This window comes from Christiangramia sabulilitoris (assembly GCF_007050985.1).
Lineage (GTDB): Bacteria > Bacteroidota > Bacteroidia > Flavobacteriales > Flavobacteriaceae > Christiangramia > Christiangramia sabulilitoris.
Window position 1 is genome coordinate 843,744 of sequence record NZ_VHSF01000001.1, and the last position, 24,229, is coordinate 867,972.

At 40.6% G+C, this 24,229-nt stretch carries 18 protein-coding genes; 6 read left to right on the top strand and 12 right to left on the bottom strand.

The annotated features are described in order from the left end of the window. Nucleotides 1–103 precede the first annotated feature (103 nt). The gene (locus FGM01_RS03925) at nt 104–700 is read left to right on the top strand and encodes a ribonuclease HII (protein WP_143409823.1); all 597 of its coding nucleotides are present in this window, start codon (nt 104–106) and stop codon (nt 698–700) included. 33 nt (nt 701–733) lie between these two features. Beyond that, on the top strand, nt 734–3,133 hold the full coding sequence (locus FGM01_RS03930; protein ID WP_143409824.1) for a hypothetical protein: 2,400 nt from the start codon (nt 734–736) through the stop codon (nt 3,131–3,133). Here the strand turns inward: FGM01_RS03930 and lipB are convergent. Both lipB and FGM01_RS03940 read right to left on the bottom strand, forming a co-directional pair. After that, nucleotides 3,130–3,831 carry a lipoyl(octanoyl) transferase LipB gene (gene lipB / locus FGM01_RS03935; protein ID WP_143409825.1) on the bottom strand — a complete coding sequence of 234 codons (702 nt, stop codon included), beginning with the start codon at nt 3,829–3,831 and terminating at the stop codon, nt 3,130–3,132. The genes FGM01_RS03930 and lipB overlap by 4 nt on opposite strands. 3 nt (nt 3,832–3,834) lie before the next feature. Continuing rightward, nucleotides 3,835–3,993 (bottom strand): YqaE/Pmp3 family membrane protein, encoded by a 159-nt coding sequence (locus FGM01_RS03940; protein WP_143409826.1) that lies wholly within the window; start codon nt 3,991–3,993, stop codon nt 3,835–3,837. Between the two features lie 200 nt (nt 3,994–4,193). Here FGM01_RS03940 and lysS point away from each other — a divergent pair, with 200 nt between their 5' ends. Next, a complete protein-coding gene (lysS, locus tag FGM01_RS03945) occupies nt 4,194–5,885 on the top strand; it encodes a lysine--tRNA ligase (protein ID WP_143409827.1) in 1,692 nt (563 codons plus the stop codon). 84 nt (nt 5,886–5,969) lie between these two features. Here lysS and FGM01_RS03950 read toward each other — a convergent pair whose 3' ends face one another. Continuing rightward, nucleotides 5,970–6,179 (bottom strand): DUF2267 domain-containing protein, encoded by a 210-nt coding sequence (locus tag FGM01_RS03950; RefSeq protein ID WP_143409828.1) that lies wholly within the window; start codon nt 6,177–6,179, stop codon nt 5,970–5,972. 206 nt (nt 6,180–6,385) lie between these two features. Between FGM01_RS03950 and FGM01_RS03955 the strand changes: the two genes are divergently transcribed. The 3 genes from FGM01_RS03955 (at nt 6,386) to FGM01_RS03965 (ending at nt 9,961) form a co-directional block, all read left to right on the top strand. Further along, nucleotides 6,386–8,884, top strand: coding sequence for a zinc-dependent metalloprotease (locus FGM01_RS03955; RefSeq protein WP_143409829.1), 2,499 nt, complete (start codon nt 6,386–6,388; stop codon nt 8,882–8,884). A 118-nt stretch (nt 8,885–9,002) separates the two neighbouring features. Further along, nucleotides 9,003–9,464: a hypothetical protein gene (locus tag FGM01_RS03960; protein WP_143409830.1), complete on the top strand. Its 462-nt coding sequence runs from the start codon at nt 9,003–9,005 to the stop codon at nt 9,462–9,464. Between the two features lie 221 nt (nt 9,465–9,685). Beyond that, entirely contained in the window at nt 9,686–9,961 is a 276-nt protein-coding gene (locus tag FGM01_RS03965) for a hypothetical protein (protein WP_143409831.1), read from the top strand. A 37-nt stretch (nt 9,962–9,998) separates the two neighbouring features. On the opposite strand, the gene FGM01_RS03970 is transcribed toward FGM01_RS03965, so the two are convergent. From FGM01_RS03970 to FGM01_RS04015, 9 genes are all read right to left on the bottom strand, one after another. After that, entirely contained in the window at nt 9,999–11,222 is a 1,224-nt protein-coding gene (locus FGM01_RS03970) for a permease (RefSeq protein WP_143409832.1), read from the bottom strand. 245 nt (nt 11,223–11,467) lie between these two features. Further along, entirely contained in the window at nt 11,468–14,185 is a 2,718-nt protein-coding gene (locus FGM01_RS03975) for a heavy metal translocating P-type ATPase (protein WP_143409833.1), read from the bottom strand. A gap of 128 nt (nt 14,186–14,313) precedes the next feature. Continuing rightward, nucleotides 14,314–14,634: a four-helix bundle copper-binding protein gene (locus FGM01_RS03980; RefSeq protein WP_143409834.1), complete on the bottom strand. Its 321-nt coding sequence runs from the start codon at nt 14,632–14,634 to the stop codon at nt 14,314–14,316. Between the two features lie 113 nt (nt 14,635–14,747). Further along, nucleotides 14,748–15,755: a potassium channel family protein gene (locus FGM01_RS03985; protein ID WP_143409835.1), complete on the bottom strand. Its 1,008-nt coding sequence runs from the start codon at nt 15,753–15,755 to the stop codon at nt 14,748–14,750. Between the two features lie 155 nt (nt 15,756–15,910). Next, nucleotides 15,911–16,477: a DUF3347 domain-containing protein gene (locus tag FGM01_RS03990; RefSeq protein ID WP_143409836.1), complete on the bottom strand. Its 567-nt coding sequence runs from the start codon at nt 16,475–16,477 to the stop codon at nt 15,911–15,913. Nucleotides 16,478–16,519: 42 nt separating this feature from the next. Then, complete coding sequence (locus tag FGM01_RS03995) at nt 16,520–17,251, bottom strand: PepSY domain-containing protein (protein WP_143409837.1); 732 nt, start codon at nt 17,249–17,251, stop codon at nt 16,520–16,522. A gap of 88 nt (nt 17,252–17,339) precedes the next feature. Next, nucleotides 17,340–19,055 carry an efflux RND transporter periplasmic adaptor subunit gene (locus FGM01_RS04005; RefSeq protein WP_143409838.1) on the bottom strand — a complete coding sequence of 572 codons (1,716 nt, stop codon included), beginning with the start codon at nt 19,053–19,055 and terminating at the stop codon, nt 17,340–17,342. Continuing rightward, nucleotides 19,042–20,313: a TolC family protein gene (locus FGM01_RS04010; RefSeq protein ID WP_143409839.1), complete on the bottom strand. Its 1,272-nt coding sequence runs from the start codon at nt 20,311–20,313 to the stop codon at nt 19,042–19,044. The genes FGM01_RS04005 and FGM01_RS04010 overlap by 14 nt, the downstream gene beginning before the upstream one ends. Further along, nucleotides 20,310–24,134, bottom strand: coding sequence for an efflux RND transporter permease subunit (locus FGM01_RS04015; RefSeq protein WP_143409840.1), 3,825 nt, complete (start codon nt 24,132–24,134; stop codon nt 20,310–20,312). Before FGM01_RS04015 ends, FGM01_RS04010 begins: the two co-directional genes overlap by 4 nt. Between the last annotated feature and the right edge of the window lie 95 nt (nt 24,135–24,229).

Below are 24,229 nucleotides of genomic sequence, written 5' to 3' on the forward strand. Positions count from 1 at the left end.
TAACTTTAAACCAATAATAAGTTAACAGGATTGACATTATTTCTGAATTTTAACTATTGTTAACCTATTATTTCTAAGCATAATTAATTTAATTGCCCCAGACATGTTAAAACACTTTAACAGCAAGATTATCATTTCGGGTACAGATGAAGCCGGAAGAGGTTGCCTGGCGGGACCTGTCACTGCCGCCGCCGTGATCTTACCCAAAAATTTCAGGAATAAAATTTTGAATGATTCTAAAGTACTAAGTCTCAAAAAAAGAAATCTTCTGCGATCCTACATCGAGGATAACGCCGTCGCCTATGGAATCGCCCATATTTATATGGAAGAAATAGATAAAATAAATATATTGAATGCTTCAATTCTGGCAATGCACAGGGCTTTGGACAACATGAACCATCCTGCAGACCAGATTATTGTTGATGGTAACAGATTTAAAAATTATAAGCAAATCCCCCATGAGTGTATAATCAAAGGTGATGGAAAATTTTTGAGTATTGCAGCTGCATCAATACTTGCCAAGACAGGGCGGGATGAATATATGCAGCAGATACATGAAGAATACCCAATGTATAACTGGCAAAAAAATAAAGGTTATCCTACAAAAGAGCATAGAGCAGCAATTGAAAAATACGGAATAACCAAATATCACCGTAAAAGTTTCAAACTCCTGCCAGATCAATTGAAGATTGAATTCTAAGTTTCTATTTTTGCCTAAATCTGAAGCCTACAAATGAAAAGATTATTCTTGGCCTTTCTGGCTATTTCCATTATATCCTGCTCAAATCAAACTTCAAAAAATTTACGGGTTGAAGATAAGATCCCTGCAAACTCTGAATTGGTATTGATCACTCCAGATTTGGAAAAATTCATTGGTGACCTGGAAAGCAATGAATTCATAAACAAGAGCGATTTTGAATTAAAACGGAAAATCAGGAAACAATTTGATCACCTTCAGTATTTCAACTTTACCAGAGAAACGGTGATTGCCTTTTCTGAAATTGCTTCTGATACCCCGGTGTACACCTTGATTACAGAAAAAGACTCCGGTTATATCTCCCTGGATTCGGTTAATGACAAAATCGTTGAAACAGTCAAGGAAAATAATATTGAATATCAACGCATTGGCCTGAATAACAGCAGGATCTTCCTTTATGAAACCGAAAACCTTGTCGTTATAAGTAATTCTAAAAAGAGAATTCTCGATTTCGATGATCAGGAAAAAACACTGAAATCTCCTGCATTCGGTAAGGCACTGGCTGCATCAGACGCTAATAAAACTTCCATCTTTCTAAACCATGGTAAAATGCCCGATGCGATCCTGAATACTTTTAAGGATCTCAGCTTCCCCGGCATAAAGAATTTTGCTGAATGGAGCGCTCTTGACCTGGATATTTCTCAATCTGCAGTGAGACTGAATGGAATAAGTATTCCCGGTGAGGCAAAAAATTACATCGAAAAGATATGGGGATTAAAACCCCAAACATCTGAAATTGGTAAAATTTGCCCTACTGACTTTATTAGCCTTATTACGATAAGCTCCCCTAACTTTAAAGAATTCTATAAAGACTCCATAGCACCAGACTATCCTGAAATATTAGACGATACAAGAGAGGTAGCAGCAATAACTATAAAAGATGGTAGTTTTATTATTCTCAACGTTAATGAGATCGAAGCGGCGAAGGAAGCACTAGCCGGACTTGGAGAGAAAACAGAAGATTTTCGAGGCACTCCCATCATTGAACTTTACGAAGAAATTAAATTTAAGAACCTTTTCAAAGATCTTATAAGCCTTGAAAATGCTCAATATTATAGTATCGAGGACCAATTCGTGATCTTCTCCAACAATGCTGAGAATTTAAAAAATATAATTAGCGCCTATCAAAATTCAGACGTTTTGGCGAACCGGGATTATTTCAAAGATCTAATGAATTCTCTTTCATCAGAATCTAATTTACTTCTAATCGCCAATGGAACTAATTTTAAAACCTCCGGTAGTTCCAACTTGAAATTGAATAAGAATAGCCTGGCGGCTTTTCAGGTTATTACAGAGAATGATTTTGCGCATTTACACGGGATCTTTTCAAATTCCAGAGAAAATTCTATTAGCAAGGGGGTTGAACAAAGTATCTCTATAAAAGTTGACGCTTCAATCACTTCAACCCCGTATTTTTTTAAAAATCACAGGAGTGATCAACTGGATATTGCCGTACAGGATGAAAACAACGATTTGTACCTAATATCCAATAAAGGCAATGTTTTCTGGAAGCGGAACCTTGACAGCCAGATCACCAGCGAGATCTTCCAGGTGGATCTTTTTAAAAACGGTAACCAGCAACTGGCATTTTCCACTGGCTATCAAATGGAGGTACTGGACAGGAATGGCAAAAAGGTAAAAGGCTATCCTATAAAGTTCAACCAGCCTCTAACCCAGCCTTTAGCCGTTTTTGATTATGACAATAACCGCACTTACCGTTTTGTACTTACTCAAAACAATAAAGTATTCATGGTGGGACCAAAAGGCAGAGCTATAAAAGGTTTTGATTTTGATAAGGCCGGAAGTAAAATCATACAACCACCAAAACACATTAGGTTAGGAACTAAAGATTATATTATAATTGCCGAGGAGTCTGGCAAATTAAATATTCTGAGCAGGCAAGGCAAAATAAGAGTACCGGTGAAGGAAAAGCTCAATTTCTCAGAAAATGGATGGTTTGGATATCAAAATAGCTTTATTTCGACCAATTCTGAACACGATCTGGTGAAAATTTCTCAAAATGGAAGAATCAGCACTTCAGATCTTAATCTCGCCGAAAACCACAGGATCACTGCCAGCAGGAATGACCTGATCTATCTTAGCGAAAATGAATTAAATATTAATTCAGAAAGTACAGACCTGGACTTCGGACTATACACAGACCCTCAATTATTCACGTTAAGGGATAGAACCTTAATTGCCATTACCGATACTCAAACCCAGAAGGTATATGTATTCAACGATAAGGCAGAGCTTTTGGAAGGCTTTCCGGTTTATGGGACTTCAAAGGTAGATATCGCCAATGCAGATCTTGATTCTAAATTAGAGCTGGTGGTTAGAGGAGAAGAAAATGAGCTTCTTATATACAAATTCTAATAAACGAATTCTGCTTTAAAGAGATGAGCTAAGTGTTTGAGGATTTTTTCCTGCACCTCTTCCAAATTAACTTCTTTCCTTCCTAATTCTACATTTAAAGAGGTAACCGCTTTTCCTTTTATACCACAGGGGATGATATTATCAAAATAACCTAGGTCTGCATTAACGTTAAGAGCAAAACCATGCATGGTCACCCACCTGCTGGCTCTAACCCCCATAGCGCATATCTTACGGGCAAAAGGTGTTCCCACATCCAGCCAAACTCCTGTTTCGCCGGGACTCCTTTCGGTTTTTAAACCATATTCACCAAGCGTCAGAATAATGGCTTCCTCCAGGAAACGTAAATATTTATGAATATCTGTAAAGAAATTATCCAGGTCCAGGATAGGGTAACCCACTAACTGGCCGGGTCCATGATAGGTTATATCCCCGCCCCTGTTTATTTTATAAAAGGTAGCATTCTTCGATTTCAATTCGGCTTCAGAAATAAGGAGATTTTTCGCATCTCCACTTTTTCCGAGCGTATAAACATGAGGATGCTCTACAAAGAGCAGGTAATTCCTGGTAGGAATATCAAGTTCTTCCCTACGGTTTTTGATCTTAAGATCAAGAGTACTTTTAAACAATTCCTCCTGGTAGTCCCAGGTTTCCTTGTAATCCTTAACTCCTAAATTCTGTACTTCAACTTTCTTATTCATAACCTAAGATCTGGGATTATTTAATATTATAAGTGCAGCGATCACCCCGGGAACCCAGCCCAACAGCGTAAGAATAAGAACTATCAATATAGAACCGCAGCCTTTATCATATACTGCCAATGGGGGAAATAGAACAGAGAGAATGACTCGCCAGAAACTCATTTAAGCAAATTTTCAGGCAAAGATAGAATTAATATTTCGGCTTTTAATTGCGTTGTGTGGCAGGCTGATAGTCACTATATTTGCAACCGCATTTTTGTTGGATACTCTCAAAACATTCCCGGAAAAAGAGAGATTATCTGGTCTTGGAAATTTATAAAGACAAACTTAGGCGTAGGGAATCAGCAAGAAAAAAAAGTTATATGCAGCAGTTATCAGAACAGGAACAGATTAGGAGAGAGAAATTAACGGCTATTAGAAAAGCCGGAATCAACCCATACCCAGCCGACCTATTTCCGGTAGACCACCTGACTTCAGAGATCAAAGACAACTTTGAAGAGGGAAAAAGAGTAGTGATCGCAGGCAGGCTCATGTCCAGAAGAATTCAGGGGAAAGCCTCATTTGCCGAACTTCAGGATTCAAAAGGCAGAATCCAGGTTTATTTTAACCGGGATGAAATATGTACCGGGGAAGATAAGTTTAAATATAATGAAGTCTATAAGAAGCTTCTCGATATTGGAGATTTTATAGGCATCGAAGGTGAATTGTTCAAGACGCAGGTTGGTGAAATGACCGTAATGGTAAAAGACTTCCACCTTCTAAGTAAGTCAATTCGTCCTCTCCCCCTGCCTAAAACTGATAAAGAAGGAAATACCCATGATGGGTTTAATGACCCTGAACAAAGATACAGACAGCGGTATGCAGATCTTGTGGTCAACCCCAAGGTTAAAGAGGTTTTTGTTAAGCGTACAAAGCTTTTCAACGCTATGCGTAATTTCTTTAATGAAAGAGAATATTTTGAAGTGGAAACCCCAATTCTGCAATCTATACCCGGTGGTGCAGCAGCTAGGCCGTTTGTAACCCATCACAATGCCCTGGATATCCCTCTTTACTTAAGGATCGCCAATGAACTTTATCTTAAGAGGTTGATCGTAGGTGGTTTCGACGGAGTTTATGAATTCTCTAAAAACTTCAGAAATGAAGGAATGGACAGAACTCATAACCCGGAATTCACTGCGATGGAAATCTATGTGGCTTATAAGGACTACAACTGGATGATGGATTTCACCGAACAGTTACTGGAGCATTGTGCCATTGCGGTAAACGGAACCACAGATGCTACTTTCGGGGAACATAAGATCAACTTTAAAGCACCTTATAAGCGTCTTAGCATGACCGATGCTATTAAAGAATATACCGGTTTTGATATTACCGGTAAATCTGAAAAGGAGCTTTATGATGCTGCTAAAGGCATGGGCATAGAGGTGGATGATACCATGGGTAAAGGAAAGCTTATCGATGAGATCTTCGGCGAGAAATGTGAAGGCAACTTTATTCAACCAACCTTTATTACAGATTATCCAAAGGAAATGAGCCCGTTATGTAAGGAACACAGGGAAAACCCTGAACTTACCGAACGTTTTGAGCTTATGGTCTGTGGTAAAGAAATTGCCAATGCTTATTCAGAATTAAATGATCCGCTGGATCAAAGAGAGAGGTTTGAAGAACAGTTGAAATTATCTGAAAAAGGTGATGATGAGGCCATGTTCATCGATAATGACTTTTTACGATCACTGGAATACGGAATGCCGCCAACTTCTGGTCTAGGAATTGGTATGGACAGGTTGATCATGTTCCTTACCAACAAGCAGTCCATACAGGAAGTTCTTTTCTTCCCTCAAATGAAACCTGAGAAAAAACAGGTGGAACTTTCAGAGGAAGAGAAATCTGTTTACAATTTGCTCAAGGACGATGAAGTTCATGATCTTGATAAAGTAAAGGAACAGAGTGGTTTGAGCAATAAAAAGTGGGATAAGACCATTAAATCCCTGAGAAAACATAAGATGATCGAGGTTTTTAAAGTTGATGAAGTACTTAGCATAAAGATCGCTTAAACCCTATCTCAATACAATAAAAAATGCACCTTCCAGGCGAATGTTTCAAGTTCTGGAAGGTGTTTTTATTTTGAAGAAATTCGTCTATTTCTTCCCAAACAAACCTCCAAGTTTGCCGGCCATGTCACCAAGATTACCGGCATCGCCCTCTCCTTTAAGATACGAATCTACATGGGTGGCCATCGCATCTGGCATTCTGTCTTTTAAAATTCCTGCCACCACCTGCACTGCAATTTTAGCCTGATCTTCAGTAATTCCCGCTTTTTCTGATACCATCTTCACAATTTCTTCCATTCTTAAATTTTTAAGTTATTTGAATTTTTGATTTCTTAATATAGGAATTTGAGGTGTAAAAAGGAACATTTGAGTAGATCCTCATTCTATTTTAAACCTTTTCACTTTGAATAAGTCCAAGAAGTGCTGAAGGCATATTTTTTATAAAAACCAATGAAGAATAACACTTTCAGTATAAGATCTTATTAATTAAAAAATACTTAACTATGATTAAGAAACAGAGCCTCAGGCTTCTGATTTTAGCCCTTTCTCTATCGGTTTCGGGATGTGCTGTCTTTCAGCCCAACAAAAAAGCAGATGCTAAAACTGCCGCAACCGACAATTCAAAAAAAGATAAAAACGGACTTAAGCCTTACAACAAAGTCATCACCAAAGATGCAAAAAGTGACCAGGGATTATTTACTGTTCATGAGGTGGAAAATAAATATTTCTACGAAATCCCGGATAGTCTTTTTAACCGTGAAATGTTAACCGTAACCCGTATCGCCAAAACCGCAAATGGAATTGGTTTTGGAGGCGGAAAGCAAAACACCCAGGTACACCGCTGGCAGAAAAAAGGTGATAAAGTATTACTTAGGGTAGTATCTTATGAAGTTTTTGCCGCAGATTCTCTTCCGGTACACGAAGCGGTGACGAATTCTAATTTTGAACCTATCGTTAAAACCTTTGATGTAAAAACCGTTGGTAAAGATTCCATCAATAAATCTACCGTAATCGATGTAACAGATCTTTATACCAAAGATGTGCAGGCCTTAGGCCTACCAGATGGCACCAGAAAAAGATTTAAAGTTTCCAGGCTTGATGAAAGCAGATCTTATATCGACACCATAAGGTCTTATCCTGAAAATATTGAAATAAGACACGTAAAAACCTATAACGCCGGCAACCCTCCATCTAATTCAAGCACGGGATCTATTTCTCTGGAATTCAGTAATTCCATGATCCTGCTTCCTGAAGTACCTATGGAAAGAAGATACTATGATGAGCGCGTAGGATGGTTCACTACAGAGCAGACAGATTATGGATTAGCTGCACAAAAAAGTAAGACGGTTGAATTCCTGGACAGATGGAGACTGGAAGTCAGGGATGAAGACATGGAGAAATTCAAAAATGGTGAACTGGTTGAACCTAAAAAACCTATCATCTATTATATAGATAGAGCAACACCCAAGAAATGGATCCCGTTTATCAAGCAGGGTATCGAAGACTGGCAGGTAGCATTTGAAGCGGCTGGTTTCAAAAATGCTATTATCGCTAAAGACGCTCCTACTTTAGAAGAAGATCCAGACTGGAGCCCGGAAGACGTGAGATACTCTGTAGTGAGATATCTGGCATCTCCAATCCCCAATGCGAACGGACCCCACGTAAGTGATCCTAGATCTGGAGAGATCCTTGAATCTGATATTAACTGGTATCACAACGTAATGACCTTATTAAGAAACTGGTACTTTGTGCAAACAGCAGCGATAAATCCTGAAGCTCAGGACGTGGCTTTTAAAGACGAAGTAATGGGTAGATTAATACGTTTTGTATCTGCTCATGAGGTGGGTCATACTTTAGGCTTACCTCATAACATGGGAAGCAGTGTTGCTTACCCGGTAGAAAAATTAAGAGATCCTGAATTCACTCAGAAATTTGGTACAGCTCCTTCAATTATGGACTATGCAAGGTTTAATTATGTGGCGCAACCAGAAGATGGAGATGTTGCCTTAATGCCAAATATTGGACCCTACGATAAGTATGCTATCGAATGGGGTTACAGACCAATTCCTGAATTAGATGGAAAGGAAGAAAAGCCCGTATTAGACGAGTGGATCCTGGAACATGCCGGAGACCCGATGTACAGATTCGGAGCTCAGCAGGGTGGTGGAGTTATCGACCCTAGTTCTCAAACTGAAGATCTAGGTGATGATGCCATGCTGGCCAGTGAATATGGAATCAAGAATCTTAAAAGAATTGTTCCCAATTTAATTGAATGGACCGCTGAAGATGGTAAGGATTACAAAGACCTGGAAGATCTTTATGCGCAGGTACTTTCTCAATATAATAGATATATGGGACATGTGACCGCAAATATTGGTGGTGTCTACAAGTACACTAAAACATACGACCAGGATGGCGCGGTATACACTCACGTGGATAAAGAAACACAGGAAAGGGCAATGGAATTCCTGAACGAGCAATTATTCGACACCCCGGAATGGATGATTAGCCAGGAGATTTTTAACAAGATAGAATTTGACGGAAATGTTGAACGCATAAGAAGAATGCAGCAACGTACCCTTAATAATATTCTGGATTTCGGAAGAATGGCCAGGTTAATGGAAAATGAAGAAGTGAACGGCAAAGATGCTTATTCGCTACTGGATATGATGACAGACCTACGAAAAGGGATCTGGAGTGAGGTTTATTCTGGAAAGCGAATTGATCGTTATCGCAGAAACCTTCAGCGTGCCTATGTGGAACGTATGGAGCACCTAATGAATGAAGAACAGGATGAAATTCCTGCCAGATGGAGACAATGGATCAACAGAAGTGATGTAAACGTTTCTCAGAGTGATATTAGGCCGGTGGTTAGAGGAGAACTAACGACTTTGGAAAGACAGATTAAGAACTCTCTGAACCGAACGGGAGATACACTTACGCGCTATCATTTAAAAGATATTCTGGAAAGAATTGACCATATACTAAACCCGGAGGCATAAGCCTTTTAGACTTTAATGAAAAGAAGCTACCGTTTAAAAGCGGTAGCTTTTTTTGTTAAAGAGAATTTTTTTAATGAAACATGGTGTAAATTTAATAGGTATAACCAATAACAATCAGATGATGAAAAGGATAATTTTAGTAGCGATGGTACTTTCTCTTTCGGTAAGCGGCCTGGCCCAGATAAAAAAAGAGAAAAAGATGGAGTCGATGCATGATTCTAAAAGCGTTATGGATCATGATAATCAGGAGGCACGGGCCATGATCTATGCAGATAAAATGGCCACCAGGCTTAGTTTGAATCTCGAGCAAAAAGAAAAGATAAGGGAAGCACATTTAAAAAGATTAGAGAATGAAAAAGATCTCAAAACCGCAATGTTGAATTCGAAAGATTCCATGATAGAAGAAAAAAAAGATATGATGGAGCAACGAAAGCAAATTCAGCAGGATTTCAAGGATGACATGAAGGCTATTCTTAATGCAAACCAGTTTTCTAGGTGGAAAGGAATGCATGAGCGAGAAATGAAAATGAATGAAAAGGCTTATAAACTAAAAAAGAACAAAGGTGACAAGATCGAATAGCAATCTTTAAACACCTGGCTTTCCATAATTTATAGCTGCATTTTTATTTTAGTAGCCCAGGTAAGGTCTCGTAAAAAGAAACATAAAACATGCTAATGAAAAAATTAATCGTCCTATCTTTTATTTTATTAAGCTTTACCGGTTTTTCCCAGGATCTTTCTGAACAACAGCCAGAAATAAGTATTGAAGAAATGGCCAGGTTGAAGGCTTAGCTACTGGCCATGCAATTAGATCTGACTGAAGGGCAGGAGCAAAACCTTATTGCTCTCTACACCAAGCAGCTTAAGGAAAAAAGCGAATTACCCGAGGAAACTAGTGAAATAAGAAAAGGGATCAGAGATGAGAACAGTGAGCAGAGAAGGGAAATAACAGAAATAGACGAAGAAAATAAAAGTGAACTTCGATCTATTTTAACCGAAGAGCAATTTACCAAATGGGAAGGCTTGCAGAAAAAAAGGCGCATGGGAAGACCTGCACCTCAAAAATTAAAGAATTAGAATTTATTGACTAAATGGGAGGTTTAAGCTTTCCATTTTAATTCACGAAAAACTTTATTATTAGTCCTCCAACTATCCATAAATAGCAGGCGAAAGCCAGATATTTCAATGTATTTTCCAGGACTTTACTTTTAGGAGCCATTTCTTTCATAAACATTACATCATCCCTTTTAAAAAAACCGAGATAGATCAAAAATCCTGATATAGCCAGGAAAGCCATGTTAAGCCAGAAAGTATAATCTATCGCGAAATATTCTGCATCCTGAATTTTAACCTGGGATGGATCTGGTAAAATATTAAACAGGTCAAAACAATAATGTAAAGTAAGGGATGCTCCAATAAGGGATGCAAATAACAGGAACAGGATAAAAAAGCTCATTTTCCAACCATAATATTTTGCATTGATCCTTAAGATAGGAAACACCACAAGATCACTAAATATAAAGGCCATTACCCCGGCAAAACTTACTCCTTTACCAAATAGTAAAGCAGCCAGCGGAATATTCCCCATTGAGCCTATAAAGGTTATGAAAGCTGCAACCGGTCCAACGATGATATGCTCCAGGATGGTAAAAAAACCAAATTCAGTTTTTCCCTGCCCACTGTTGATGAACAAGGTTTCAAAAAAAGAATCGGGAACAAAGGCTGCAACAATACCGGCAATGGTAAAACCAACCGTAACATCCTTCCACACCATTTTCCATTCCATCCCGTATTGCTGAGCAACTTTTGCCCAGCTGGTCTCAGACTTCATCTTCTTTTTCCAGGATTTGTCTGAGTTCTCCTCATCATCATCTTCATCATCCAGCTTTTTGCGGGCATTTTCGATAAGCTTTTTAGGATTGATAATTCGAATTAACAACCAGCTGATAAGGATCAATAAAATTCCTCCTACATATTCTCCTACCACGAACTGCCATCCCAGAAATATGGAAATAATGATTCCTAATTCTATTACCAGGTTTGTTGAAGCCAGCAGGAAGGCGATTGAAGAGACAAAGCTGGCACCTTTTTTAAACAGACTTTTCGTGGAGGCCAGGGCGGCAAAACTACATGAGCTACTTATAAATCCAAAAAAGGTACCCAGCAACAGGCCTTTCGATTCTTCTTCCCCCATAGTTTGCTGCATCTTCTTTTCGGTTACAAAGACCTGGATCATACTACTAATTACATATCCAAGGGCAAAAGCCCATAAGGCCATCCAGAAAAATCCACTGGTGGTGTAGGCTGCTTCTCCCCATTTATTCAAAAATTCCTGCATAAATAAAATTTTCTTATTCTTATTGTTTTTTCGTCAAGCTGCTCCGATGCTTCGGGAGATTCAGCTAATCGAACAGATCCTGAAACAAGTTCAGGATAACATCCAGTTCAATTTTTTTAGACCCTGAATTAAATTCAGGGTGACGTTTTCGATTTAATGTCATTCAGAACGTAGCGATAGCGCAGTGAAGAATCTCATGCGCAGGAAGAGATTCCTCCTTCCGTCGGAATGACACAGTCCTATTATTATAGTTTTACATTCCTCAACCTCAGCGCATTTCCAATTACAGATACCGAACTAAAACTCATGGCCAGGGCAGCGATCATAGGGGATAGCAATAATCCAAAGAAAGGATATAAGACTCCCGCCGCAACCGGTACACCCAGACTATTATAAATAAGGGCAAAAAATAAATTCTGCTTAATATTCCTCATTACTTTTTCGCTAAGCCTGATTGCTTTCAAAACTCCTTTCAGATCTCCTTTCACCAGGGTGATTTGCGCACTTTCTATAGCAACATCGGTTCCGGTGCCCATGGCAATCCCAATATTTGCCTGGGCAAGGGCAGGCGCATCATTGATACCATCTCCGGCCATAGCCACCTTTCTACCTGCTGCCTGAAGCTTTTTAACCTCTTCCATTTTATTCTGTGGCAACATGCCTGCTTTAAAATCAGACAGGTTCAATTCTCTGGCCACAGCTCCGGCTGTTTTCTCATTATCCCCGGTAAGCATGATCACTTTAATGCCTTCCTTCTGAAGTTCATTCAAAGCATCTTTACTGTTCTGCTTGATCTTATCTGAAATAGTAATATATCCCACAACTTTCCCGTCAACCGCCAGAAAAGAAACCGTTTTTCCCTGATCCTGTTCAGCTGAAACCTGTTTCAGGATTGCTTTCGGGATTTCAGCATTTTTAGCCTGCATTAAACTATCATTTCCCAGAGACATTCGTTTGCCTTCAAAAATTGCTTCCACCCCTTTCCCGGTTACCGAATTGAATTCTGTTGCTTCGCCGTAGTTTATATTTTCGGTATCTGCATGTTTAACTGTTGCGGTAGCGAGGGGATGTTCGCTTTGAGCGTTCACCGAAGCGATCAATCTAATGATCTCCTTCTCTGTAAAATCAGGATGCACAGGCACTACCCTTTCTACAGAAGGTTTTCCCTGGGTAATGGTACCGGTTTTATCAATGATCAGGGTATCGATTGCATTCATTTCTTCCAGGGCACGGGCATTCTTGATCAAAACCCCGTTTCCTGCACCTTTGCCAACACCCACCATGACAGACATGGGAGTAGCCAGACCAAGAGCGCAGGGGCATGCAATAATTAGAACGGCAATGGCATTTACAAGTGCATAGACATACGAAGGTTCAGGGCCCCAGATCGCCCAGGCAATAAATGTAAGTACCGAAATAACTACTACGATGGGAACGAAATAAGCTGAGATCTTATCGGCAAGTTTTTGAATAGGTGCCTGTGATCTACTGGCTTCATTTACCATTTTTATGATTTGCGCTAAAAGTGTCTCATCCCCCACCTTTTCTGCCGTCATGGTAAAACTTTTATTGCCATTTATAGTTCCGGAACTTACTTTATCGCCCTCTGCTTTATCCACTGGAATTGGTTCTCCTGTGATCATGGATTCATCAATACTGGAACTACCGGTTGTTATAGTTCCATCTACGGGAATTTTCTCCCCTGGTTTCACTCTTAAAATATCTCCCTGCCTGATGCTATCTATAGAAATGGTTTCTTCTTTTCCGTTCTTTACCCGAACGGCACTATTGGGTGCGAGTTTCAATAACTCTCTAATCGCAGAATTTGTTCTGCTGTGCGCCCTTGCTTCCAGTACCTGTCCCATTAATACCAGGGTAAGAATTACCGTTGCTGCCTCAAAATACACATGCACTGTACCTGCTTCAGTTTTAAACTGCGGGGGAAAAAAATCAGGAAATATAAGACCGAAAACGCTAAAAACCCAGGCTACCCCTGCCCCTATTCCAATAAGGGTAAACATATTGAGGTTCCAGGTTTTTACAGATCTCCAGGCCCGCTCAAAAAACATCCAGGTCGCATAAAAAACAACCGGTAGCGAAAGCACTAGCTGAATCCAGTTCCAAACCTTTATATCTGCCATTTCATACAAGGGGTTATCCGGAAACATTTCAGACATAGCGATCAGAAATACCGGCAGCGTAAACGCTACCGCAATCCAGAATTTCTTTAAAAGAGCTTTATAACCTTTTTCCTCAGCCGATGGTTCCGGTTCCATTGGTACCAGGTCCATCCCGCAGATAGGGCAGTCTCCCGGTTCATCTCTTTCTACTTCCTGATGCATAGGGCAGGTAAATTTCACTTTAGTAGCTGCACTTACCTCCTCTACCAGGTCCATCCCGCAAACAGGACAGTCGCCGGGTTTATTATAAGTTTTATCTCCTTCGCAATGCATGGGACAATACCAGGTTCCTGTGCCTACGCCTTGCTGCTCCTGCTTTTTTTTCTTTGGGGGTTCTTCCTCAGACCACATAATGTTGTAACCACCACCTGCTTCCCCCAGAGCCTTTTTAAAATCTTCTATAGGAATATGGCTACTCATACGAATCTCTGCCTGTGCCTTCACCAGGTCTACAGAGGCTTTGGTCACGCCTGAAACACTATTAAGAGTAGTTTCCACATGGGAGCGACAACCATTACAGGTCATTCCGGTAACTTTATAAATATGGGTCATGGACCCGTCAGCAAACTTTTCCGGTTCATAAATATGATAATTTCCACCGGCCGCAGAAAGGGCTTCTTCAAGATGTTCCAAAGTTACATGCCTTTCCATCTCCACTTCAGCTTCTCCCGCTTTAAGGTCTACCTCAACACCAGCTATACCCTCTACTTCAGAAAGGGTTTTTTCTACATGAGATCTGCATCCATTGCAGCTCATTCCGCTGACTTTATATGTATGTTTCATTATTTGTTAACCATTTTATTAAGTCATGAGGCAAAGATAAACTATGGAAATCTCTCAGGTTTTGGTTCAGTAAATATTCCCCGAAAATAAAAATGCCCGGTTTACTATTGCAACCGGGCATCTAATCTTTAGGCGAGATAGGTCTCGCAAGCACTAACACATTCCTTACAGGCTTTTGCACAATCCTGGCAATGCTGCGCTTCGTGTTTTCCACACTCGTCTGCACAGGCCTGGCAGATTTTTTTGCAGTATTCCACAAGACCCTGAACATCCTTATAATTGGTGGCCAGAACCTGGTTGAGAGTGGAACAGACTTCGGCACAAACTCTATCAGTTCTTATACAATCTGCCATTTTTTTAACATCGTCCTCATCCAGACAGGCATCGGCACAATAATTACAATGATTAATACAATTCCCAAGCGCGCTTATCAACTTTTCATTTCTCATAACTTATAATTAATTGGTTATATCTTAAAGTTAGAAAGACCGCGATAATTCACTTTTAAAATTATGCTAAGATGCCCGGGCATTAGAAAAAGTTTAACGCTGCCTTTTAATTATTAAGAACTTTTTACATCTACCTGGTCCCAACTCCAGCCATCCTGAATTACCAGGGTTTTGAAAAATTTCCTATAAGTATCATAAGTTCCTTCAAAGGAATCTTTCCCATCAGGTTTTAATACCAGGTCCTGCTGCTCCAGTTTGCTGATAGTCGAAACCGGTGGCATGGATTTAACCGGGGTAATATGGGTAACTTCTGAAATTACCTCAAAATAATTCTCGAAGGCTACAAACAAAGGTTTTAAATCTTCAGGATCGGGCTGATATTCTTTCTTAACCCTTTCAGTAATTATAAGCAAAGCTTCATATAGCCTGGCTAATTGCAGAACTATGGCGTTCTTCTCTTTATTATTATGAAAATAATGGATTACCGGATAGGCCCGGTGCTGCTGGCTGTATTTTATGATCGCGTCAGATAGTGAATCGATCTTACGTATGAGGGGTTGAAAATTTTTGCCATTCCAGGAACTCAGAACAATTACCTCCGGACTGCTGCCCAGGGTGCTCATTTTAATTCCAAGTTTACGCTGTTCGATCACAGCAGAGAGCACCGGAATAAAATATGTTACAGACATGGTGAGAAGAATAAGTCCTGTAAATGAATAAATACTGGTCACTATCCTCCAGATATCTGCAGAAGGCACATAATCTCCCATCCCTAAGGTAGAAATACTATAACCGCTGTAGTAAACTATCTGCCAGAAATTCGCAGGTATTTTAGTTGTGGCGTCTATAATAGCTCCGTTGTATGAATACAGGATCAAAGTTAGACTAAGCCATAGAAAAAGTACCCAGATCAATGCTATGATCAATAAAAGGATATAGCCGGCATGAGCAAGAATTTTCGACTTTCCATTACGGCCGGAGATCACCAGAAGAAATTTCCAGAAATTATGTGAAAACCTGCTGGTTAACCATCCACCTCCCTGCATGGAAAGTGTAGTCTGTATGACATCCAGTACGGTAGCGAGATACAACAGTATCCCGGCGATGAGAAGAAATAGCATATACCTAATTTGATTGGTTGTTCCATCAAATTAAGAATTCAGTGAAGAAGAATGTTTACAGAAATGCTAAATAATAGTTTATTAACAATTTCGATCAACTGAAAAAAAGAAGAATACCTGCACCATCTTAAGATAATGCAGGTATTTAATTTTTTTTACATGATTGTTTCATCCACTCTTCCGCACTTCAGCATTTTATCACCAAAATAAGGATTCATGATCTCTTCTGAAGTAGAATACCAGTAATCTCCTTTTCCTTCAAAAGCCATAGGGCAGAATTGTTTATAGATCTTACCTGATGTAATCGCTTCCTTCAATACAGGCTCCATTGCAGCTGTTAACTCTGAAAATAGTTCCCTTTGCACATTAACATCATCTGCTCCGGCAATTTTACCCGCAACTACCGCAATCTCAGGTTTAACCTCTGTAAGCGTTGATTGAAGACTGGCAGCTTTTTCAGCAGCAGCTACAGGATTTGTTTGAACCAATGCATCCTTCACCGCTACATACTCATCAAAAGCCTTTTTTATGGTTTCATCATTGAACGATGCCATGGCTTCCTCTGTGGATTTATGGTCTGCCGTTTTTTCTGAATGTTGATGAGGATGGTTTTCTTCAGTCACTACTTCCTTTTCCTCTTTTTTCGAGTCACCACAAGATGCAAATAACAAACTTCCTGCTATAAGACTCATGCTAATTAAACTTCTAACTCTCCTTTTCATTTTTCTGATTATTTAATATTAGTATTTGACGTAATTAATTGTTTAGGTTGACACCTTCTTTTTTTTTCTCTTTTTTGGTTGTATTAATTTTCTAACTGTAGGTGAAGAAATATACCACAACAGGAAACCGCTGAGTACCGTAATAAGTCCCAATAAGGAAAAAGACCTTAGTAACATATTATTAAAATCATCTCTTCCCTCATAATCCATGGTATGCGTCATCCAGAGAAAATCGAACCAGCGCCAGTCCCTATGCCTAACCGTGTTGAAATTACCGGTTAGTGCACCCACATAGGCCTTCAGGTTCTCATCTGTATCATAGGATATCACCCATGCCGGGAGTAACTTTTCCCTGTATTCGTGGTGTTTCCCTGTTTCAGTAATTCGTTCTATACCAGAAATCCTGAAGCCTTCTTTCATATACCTTGAGGCAATATCCAGCGCCTGTTGCTTATTTATCTCATTTATTTTCTTACCGGTAAGCGCATCCATTAAGATCCCATCATTGATATAATAATAGGGTTCCCCGGAAATTTCCTGAAGCTTCACCGAGGTGACTTTCAAAGCCGGATCCAGTTCTGTAGGGCTTTTTAGATTTGCAAAAGCCGTATGCACGGGTTGTTCTTTTTTAAATTGATCTCCATGGATCTCATCAAGATCTGTCCAGCTGAAATACAATCCACTAACGGTCCACATAATAAATTGAATCCCGATAAATAACCCCAGGTAGCGATGCGCTTTCCTGATGTTCATTGCTGTTTTTCTTTTTACCATACTTATCTATCTTCCAGGCGTTTGGTCATTTTCTTCATTTCAGCGATCTCCTTTTCCTGAGCTTTAATAATATCATCAGCAAGTTTTCTTATTTAATTTTCTTTTTCACTTCGCCACAGGTCAACATAGCTTCGCCAAAATATGGGTTCTGAATCTCTTCTTCAAGACTCAACCAGTTTGCTCCTTGATTATTATTAGCCATTGGACAAAATTGAACATAAACGATTTCCTCAAATTCCATGTTTGAAGCCAGGGCGATCATATTTTCAGATAATACAATGAAGTGATCACGTTGATTTTCCAGGGTATCATTCTCAGAAATTGCCTGAAGCATCTTTTGAATTGTTTTTAGATGAGTAGATATCATACTACTAAAACCGGCCAAATTCATTTCTTTCAATACTGCCAAAGTTTTATAGGCGGCTGCTTTGGCCTTTTCTTTATCTGAAGCTACCAATGCATCTTTAAGCTCGAAATATTCTGCCAGGACCGGCACAAATTGTTTCTGAAAGTTTCCCGGGATCTCCATTTTCATTTCTGGATCTTCACCGGGTTTGACTTCCCGAGGGTTCATCATGGATGCTTTTCCCTGTAATTGCGCTGCTGCATCTACCGTAAATGTCCCATTAACCACGATCTCCTCACCTTTCTGCAAGCCATCCTGTACTACATATGAATCTCCCAGCGCAGGGCCTAAGGTGATCTCCCTTAGTTTAAAGCCAGCACCAGTCTCTGCGTTTTCTTTTATGTAGACTACAGACCTTTCACCAGTCCATAAAACTGCCGATTTAGGAATAACCATCTCCTGGGTTTCAGCTCCTGAAATATTATTCTTCACCAGCCCGCTTACGAACATTCCCGGTTTTAGCTTCAATTCTTTATTAGAAACCTCAATTCTGGCTGTAGCTACCCTGGTATTGTTATTCAAAAGAGGATCGATAAAATCGATTTTTCCTTCAAAGGTCTGTCCGGGTATGGATTGCACCGTGTATTCCACCATGCTTCCTTCCCTTACCCAATTAAGATCGGTCTCATAAAGATCGAAAAGTATCCAAAGCTTATCCAGATTGGCGATCTTGTACACCGGCATTCCACGTTCAAGATAATCACCTTGTTCTGCCATTAATTCGGTTACCACTCCACTTACGTCTGCTGAGATGTGAAACCGGTCTATAGGTTCGCCTCTGCTAAGCATGCGGTCTATCTGGGCATCGCTTATTTTCCAGTTCCGAAGTTTTTGTTTGGCTGCCGCAAATAATTCCGGCTGACTCTCTTTAATTTCCTGAGCCTGCAGTAATTCTTCCTGGGCGGTTACTATGGCCGGGGAATAAATAACTGCGAGGGTTTGACCACGATTTACTTTTTCCCCGGTAAAATTCACGTTTAGTTTTTCGATCCTTCCCGGGATATGGGTCGCCTGGGTATAAGAGTTTCTTTCATCCACCTCAACTTTACCATTAAGTCGAAGCTCTTTGGAAGCCTCACCCGTTCCTACGGTCATAGTAGAAATATTGGCAAGTTTCATGGCGTTTTCACTCAGTTTAAACATTTCGGGGTCCAAGGAATTCTCTTCGACACTAAGCGGAATAAGGTCCATCCCACAAATAGGGCAATCTCCGGGTTCAGGCTGCCTTATCTGCGGATGCATGGAACAGGTCCAGACCTCATCCTGATTCTGAACAGAATGTGTATGTTCTTCCTCTTTGGTTTCCTTATTATTTCCACCAAAGAACAACCATCCCAATAATATTCCCCCCATGAGAATGGCCAGGCCGGTTAGTATATTTTTTTTATTCGTTTTCATCTGTATTGTTTTTAAATAATAAAAACTGAAGTTTCGCAGCAGCCTTGTAAGCATTCGCCAACGCATTTATCTTTTCGGTTTGGAACATGAGAATATCCTGATTCATCTGCAGAACCTCCTCAAAATCTGAGCTCGCATTACTAAAGCCTGAGATCAGTAATTTATTAGCTTGTCCAGAACTTTCTATCTGTTTATCATAAAGTTCAATTAGCCGCTTCGACTTCTTTAAATTGTATGATGCCATTTCGAACTCACTTTTTAAGTCGTTGATCACAGCTTCTTTTTGCTGCACACTGGCCTGAGCCATAAGTTTTGATTCTTTGATCCTCGCATTATACTTCTTTCGGAATATGGGCAGGCTAACAGATAGCATGGGCATGATTGCATCCATTCCATTATCCGCAGGGTTCGCATCGGTGCGCCTGGCAATTATGGTATAATCAACACCCAGACCTATCATAGGCATACCCATTTTTTTTGCGACCAGCTGCTCATTTTCGAAAGCCAGTTTTTCCTTCTCCAGCATGCCTGCTTCGGGATGATCCTCAAAAGAGGCATTTTCAGCAGTGACCAAAAGTTCAGGAATATTAACCAATTCCAGGTTATCCTGGATCACAACCTCAGCATCTGCATTCCTGTTCAAAAGATAATTGAATTGCCTTTTTAATGTTTTTAGCTCTTCCTGCATCAATTCTATTCCGATAATCGCTTCTTCCCTGTTAATATCTACTTTCACCACATTTACCATAGGCGCACTACCCGACTCAAAACGGTTCAGAGCCAGTTTTCTATAAGATTCAAGAATTTCAAGATTCTTTTGTTTCAGTTTAATTTCTTCTGAAACAGCATACATTTCAGCATAGGCAGATTTTACTTTAAGAAATAGATTCTGTTGTGTAAGCAGGTATTTCTGAAATTTAGCTTCAGCCATTAATAAGGCCGTACTCTTTTCAGCTTCCAGTTTCCCAAACCACGGAAACATTTGCATCAGGGTAAACCTGGCTTCCTGAGAACCCAGTCGTGTTTCCATCATTTGCCCGAAAGCGCTCACCGTGAGGGTAGGATCTGGCAATGCAGATACCTGGGGTGCTTTTTGAAGTGCCGCCTCAAAATTGCTGTAAGCAGCTTTCACTTCAGGGTTATTTTCTGAAGCCAGTCTCAGGTAATCTTCGATCTGCTGTGCCTTTATAATTCCACCAGTTAGGAACAGGCAAAAAAGGAACAGACCCTTTTGAATATATATTTTTAGTGTTTTCATGATTCGAGTCTTTCTTGTTTTTTAACCACTCCCTCTCTCCAGTATGCCTGTAAAACAGGCACTACGAAAATGGTCATGATCTGTATGATCATTCCGCCCACGATGGGGATAGCCATTGGCACCATGATATCAGATCCTTTTCCGGTTGAGGTAAGCACAGGGAACAGAGCGATAATGGTCACCGCGGTGGTCATCATAGCCGGGCGTACCCGTTTTTTACCTGCTTCCATCACCGCATCGCGTACATCTGGCACGGTTTGGGGCTGTCTTCTTTCGAATACCTGGTGGATATAAGTTCCCATGAGAACACCATCATCCGTGGCAATTCCGAAGAGTGCAATGAATCCAACCCATACGGCCACACTTAAGTTCACTTCCTGCATCTGGAAAAGATCCCGCATATTAGTCCCGAAAACTCCGAAATCCATAAACCATCCCTGGCTATATAGCCAGATCATAATGAAACCACCGGCAAAGGCTACAAATACCCCGGAAAAGTGAATAGTAGATGCAATAACGGTTTTGAATTGGAAATACAACAACAGAAATATGATAAGTAAACAAATAGGAATAAGGATAGACAAACGTTTTACCGCTCTCACCTGATTCTCATAATTTCCTGAAAACTTGTAACTCACCCCGGCCGGCACTTTTAATTCCCCGTTATCGATCTTCTCCTGAATAAAATCCTGGGCGTCATTCACCACATTCACCTCGGCATAACCATCCCTCTTATCAAAAAGCACATAACCTACCAGGAAGGTATCTTCACTTTTTATCATTTGCGGGCCACGCACGTAATTAAGTTCGGCCAGCTCGCCTAAAGGTATTTGCGCTCCCGAAGAAGTGGGTACAAGGATTCTTTTTACGGCCTCAGGATCATCCCTTAATTCTCGCGGGTATCTCACTCTCACAGGGAAGCGTTCTCTGCCTTCTACGGTGGTGGTAATTTCCATTCCTCCAATGGCAGTTTCTATGGTTTGCTGAACATCTTCTATGCTAAGCCCGAACCTGGCTATCGCCGGCCGGTTAATATCGATTTCCAGGTATGGCTTCCCCACCACCCTGTCTGCAAATACGGCTTCAGATTTTACCGAGGGTACCTGTTTCAAAAGGTTTTCCAGCCGGATCCCAAAATCCTGAATGGTTTTAAGATCGGGACCATACACTTTGATCCCCATGGGAGCTCTCATTCCTGTTTGCAGCATGACCAGCCTGGTCTCTATAGGCTGCAATTTTGGTGCAGAGGTGACCCCGGGCAGATTTGTACGTTGTACGATCTCATCCCAGATATCATCAGGATTATTGATATGCTCTCGCCAGTTTCGGTAATATTCCCCATCCTCATGTACTATAAGCTGCTCTTTGGAAATATTGCGCAATACCGCGGCTTCGTTAGATAACGAATCGCCAGATCTTAAGATAAACCTGTCTTCATCATCTACCTTAAATTTCAGAGGTTTTCCACTTTCAGATAGAATATATTCGGGCTTATAATTGATCACATTTTCAAACATGGACACCGGAGCAGGATCCAGCGCACTTTCAATACGACCAAGTTTTCCAACAGAAATTTCTACTTCCGGAATGTTGGTCACCGCAATATCCAGTTGCTGTACCACCTGTTTGGAATATTCCACCCCGGCATGAGGCATAGTGGTAGGCATTAAAAGAAAACTCCCTTCATTTAATGCGGGCATAAATTCTTTTCCCACACCAGGGAAGCTGTGGCTTAATCCAGACCAGACCTTCGATTTTTTAATGTTCCAACCCACCTGGTCGAAACCGGTAGCCACAAAACCGAATATTTTAGGAAAACCAAGCCATATCATCAATCCGAAGAAAATGGTTATGACTGGCAGGAATAAAAATTTCCCTTTATTGGTTAAACACCAATTTAGGATAGGTTCATAAAATTTCACCACGGCCATCAGCAAAACCAATGTGATCGCCAGCAAAATGATCACAAATACATAATTGGAGATAATACTTTTCTGAAATCCTAAAGGCATCCATTCTTCAGCCAGGAACAACAGCGTTACTGCCAGGGTGATAGTTAAAGTGATCTTGTCTGAATAGCGCCCCAGAAATTCAGGGTTTTTATCTTCAAATAATTTCACGAGACCTATAAGTGTGAGCGCCAAAGGCAACCAGAAAGAAAATATTAGTGCCAGGATAATCCCGGAGACGATCAGAACGATAATCCAGATCTTCCGGCTTTTTTCTTTACCGACCTTTAAATTGAAAGTATAATAGGATAACATCGGCAGTACAAAGACACCAACGATGAAAGCGGCGGCAATGGCAAAGGTTTTAGTAAAGGCCAGTGGACGGAACAATTTCCCTTCAGCATTTTCCATAAAGAATACAGGAATAAAGCTAACAATGGTAGTAAGTAGTGCGGTCGTTATAGCCGGGGCTACTTCAACCGTGGCAGCATATATAACTTCCAGTAATTTTTTGCCGCGGGCATTCTTATTTTCAGGCATTTCCAGCCAGCGTATGGTATTTTCAACGAATACTATTCCCACATCTACCATGACTCCAATAGCAATGGCAATCCCCGAAAGGGCTACCACGTTCGCGTCTATGCCAAAATAGCGCATGGCTATAAAGGTCATTAAGACCGCTACGGGTAATAAACTTGAGATGAGTACTGATGCCCTGAGATTTAAAACCAGTACGATTATCACTATAATACTTATTAATATCTCGTGTGATAAAGCCAGTTCCAGGGTACCAATGGTCTCATTGATAAGCTGCGTACGATCATAGAACGGCACAATGGTAAGTTTGGATTCCGTTCCATCCTGGAGAGTTTTAGTAGGTAAACCCGTCGAAATTTCAGTGATCTTTTCTTTTACATTTTTAATCACCTGTAAAGGATTGGAACCGTAGCGGGCAACCACTACTCCACCGGCAACCTCAGCACCACCTTTGTCCAGCATACCTCTGCGCTCGGCAGGGCCCAAATGCACCCGGGAAATATCCTTTATAAGAATGGGTGTATTATTGACCTCAGCCACCACCGTATTCTCAATATCTTCTATAGATTCTATATAACCAAGACCACGCACCAGGTATTCAACCTTGTTGACCTCCAGTGTTTTTGCCCCAGCATCACGGTTAGAATTCTTCACGGCCATCATCACCTGGTTAATACCGATGTTGTAGGCCTTTAAAGCGTCAGGATCTACATCAATCTGATATTCCTGCACATAACCTCCTACCGAAGCGACTTCAGAAACACCTGAAGTTGCACTAAGGCTCGGTTTCACATAGTAATCCTGAATCTTCCTTAGTTCATGAAGATCCCATCCCCCGGTCACATTACCATCTTTATCACGACCTTCCAGGGTATACCAGAAAACCTGTCCCAACGCAGTGGCATCGGGGCCCAGGGAGGGTTGTACCTCTGCAGGTAACAGACCTGAAGGTAGAGAATTGAGTTTCTCCAAAACCCGGGACCTGGACCAGTAAAATTCAACATCCTCTTCAAAAATGATATAGATGCTTGAGAAACCGAACATGGAGCTACTTCGTACAGATTTGACCCCCGGAATCCCAAGTAAGGAACTGGTTAATGGATAGGTGATCTGGTCTTCCACATCTTCGGGTGATCTGCCCGGCCACTCCGTAAAAACTATTTGCTGATTTTCCCCAATATCGGGAATGGCATCTACCGGCACCGGATCCTGCGGAAGAAAACCTGTATCCCAGTCGAAGGGAGCGGTTACCAGTCCCCAGCCAATAAGTGCGAGCACCATAAGTACTGCTACCAGCCGGTTATAGATAAAATATTTTATTATTTTATTGAACATTATCTTTCAAATTTGATTTTGGAAACCATTTAGAATGGTTCAGAAAAGGACATAAAAACGCTGCTACAGGCGTTAAAGAACTCCTGAAAACATGC

What these genes read in the sequence shown, in the direction of transcription:
- FGM01_RS03930 (WP_143409824.1), top strand. Translation starts at nt 734, where the DNA reads ATGAAAAGATTATTCTTGGCCTTTCTGGCTATTTCCATTATATCCTGC.
- FGM01_RS03955 (WP_143409829.1), top strand. Translation starts at nt 6,386, where the DNA reads ATGATTAAGAAACAGAGCCTCAGGCTTCTGATTTTAGCCCTTTCTCTA.
- FGM01_RS03940 (WP_143409826.1), bottom strand. Translation starts at nt 3,993, where the DNA reads ATGAGTTTCTGGCGAGTCATTCTCTCTGTTCTATTTCCCCCATTGGCA.
- FGM01_RS03925 (WP_143409823.1), top strand. Translation starts at nt 104, where the DNA reads ATGTTAAAACACTTTAACAGCAAGATTATCATTTCGGGTACAGATGAA.
- FGM01_RS03980 (WP_143409834.1), bottom strand. Translation starts at nt 14,634, where the DNA reads ATGAGAAATGAAAAGTTGATAAGCGCGCTTGGGAATTGTATTAATCAT.
- FGM01_RS03950 (WP_143409828.1), bottom strand. Translation starts at nt 6,179, where the DNA reads ATGGAAGAAATTGTGAAGATGGTATCAGAAAAAGCGGGAATTACTGAA.
- FGM01_RS03960 (WP_143409830.1), top strand. Translation starts at nt 9,003, where the DNA reads ATGATGAAAAGGATAATTTTAGTAGCGATGGTACTTTCTCTTTCGGTA.
- lipB (WP_143409825.1), bottom strand. Translation starts at nt 3,831, where the DNA reads ATGAATAAGAAAGTTGAAGTACAGAATTTAGGAGTTAAGGATTACAAG.
- FGM01_RS03985 (WP_143409835.1), bottom strand. Translation starts at nt 15,755, where the DNA reads ATGCTATTTCTTCTCATCGCCGGGATACTGTTGTATCTCGCTACCGTA.
- FGM01_RS03975 (WP_143409833.1), bottom strand. Translation starts at nt 14,185, where the DNA reads ATGAAACATACATATAAAGTCAGCGGAATGAGCTGCAATGGATGCAGA.
- FGM01_RS03995 (WP_143409837.1), bottom strand. Translation starts at nt 17,251, where the DNA reads ATGGTAAAAAGAAAAACAGCAATGAACATCAGGAAAGCGCATCGCTAC.
- FGM01_RS04015 (WP_143409840.1), bottom strand. Translation starts at nt 24,134, where the DNA reads ATGTTCAATAAAATAATAAAATATTTTATCTATAACCGGCTGGTAGCA.
- FGM01_RS04005 (WP_143409838.1), bottom strand. Translation starts at nt 19,055, where the DNA reads ATGAAAACGAATAAAAAAAATATACTAACCGGCCTGGCCATTCTCATG.
- lysS (WP_143409827.1), top strand. Translation starts at nt 4,194, where the DNA reads ATGCAGCAGTTATCAGAACAGGAACAGATTAGGAGAGAGAAATTAACG.
- FGM01_RS03965 (WP_143409831.1), top strand. Translation starts at nt 9,686, where the DNA reads ATGCAATTAGATCTGACTGAAGGGCAGGAGCAAAACCTTATTGCTCTC.
- FGM01_RS03990 (WP_143409836.1), bottom strand. Translation starts at nt 16,477, where the DNA reads ATGAAAAGGAGAGTTAGAAGTTTAATTAGCATGAGTCTTATAGCAGGA.
- FGM01_RS04010 (WP_143409839.1), bottom strand. Translation starts at nt 20,313, where the DNA reads ATGAAAACACTAAAAATATATATTCAAAAGGGTCTGTTCCTTTTTTGC.
- FGM01_RS03970 (WP_143409832.1), bottom strand. Translation starts at nt 11,222, where the DNA reads ATGCAGGAATTTTTGAATAAATGGGGAGAAGCAGCCTACACCACCAGT.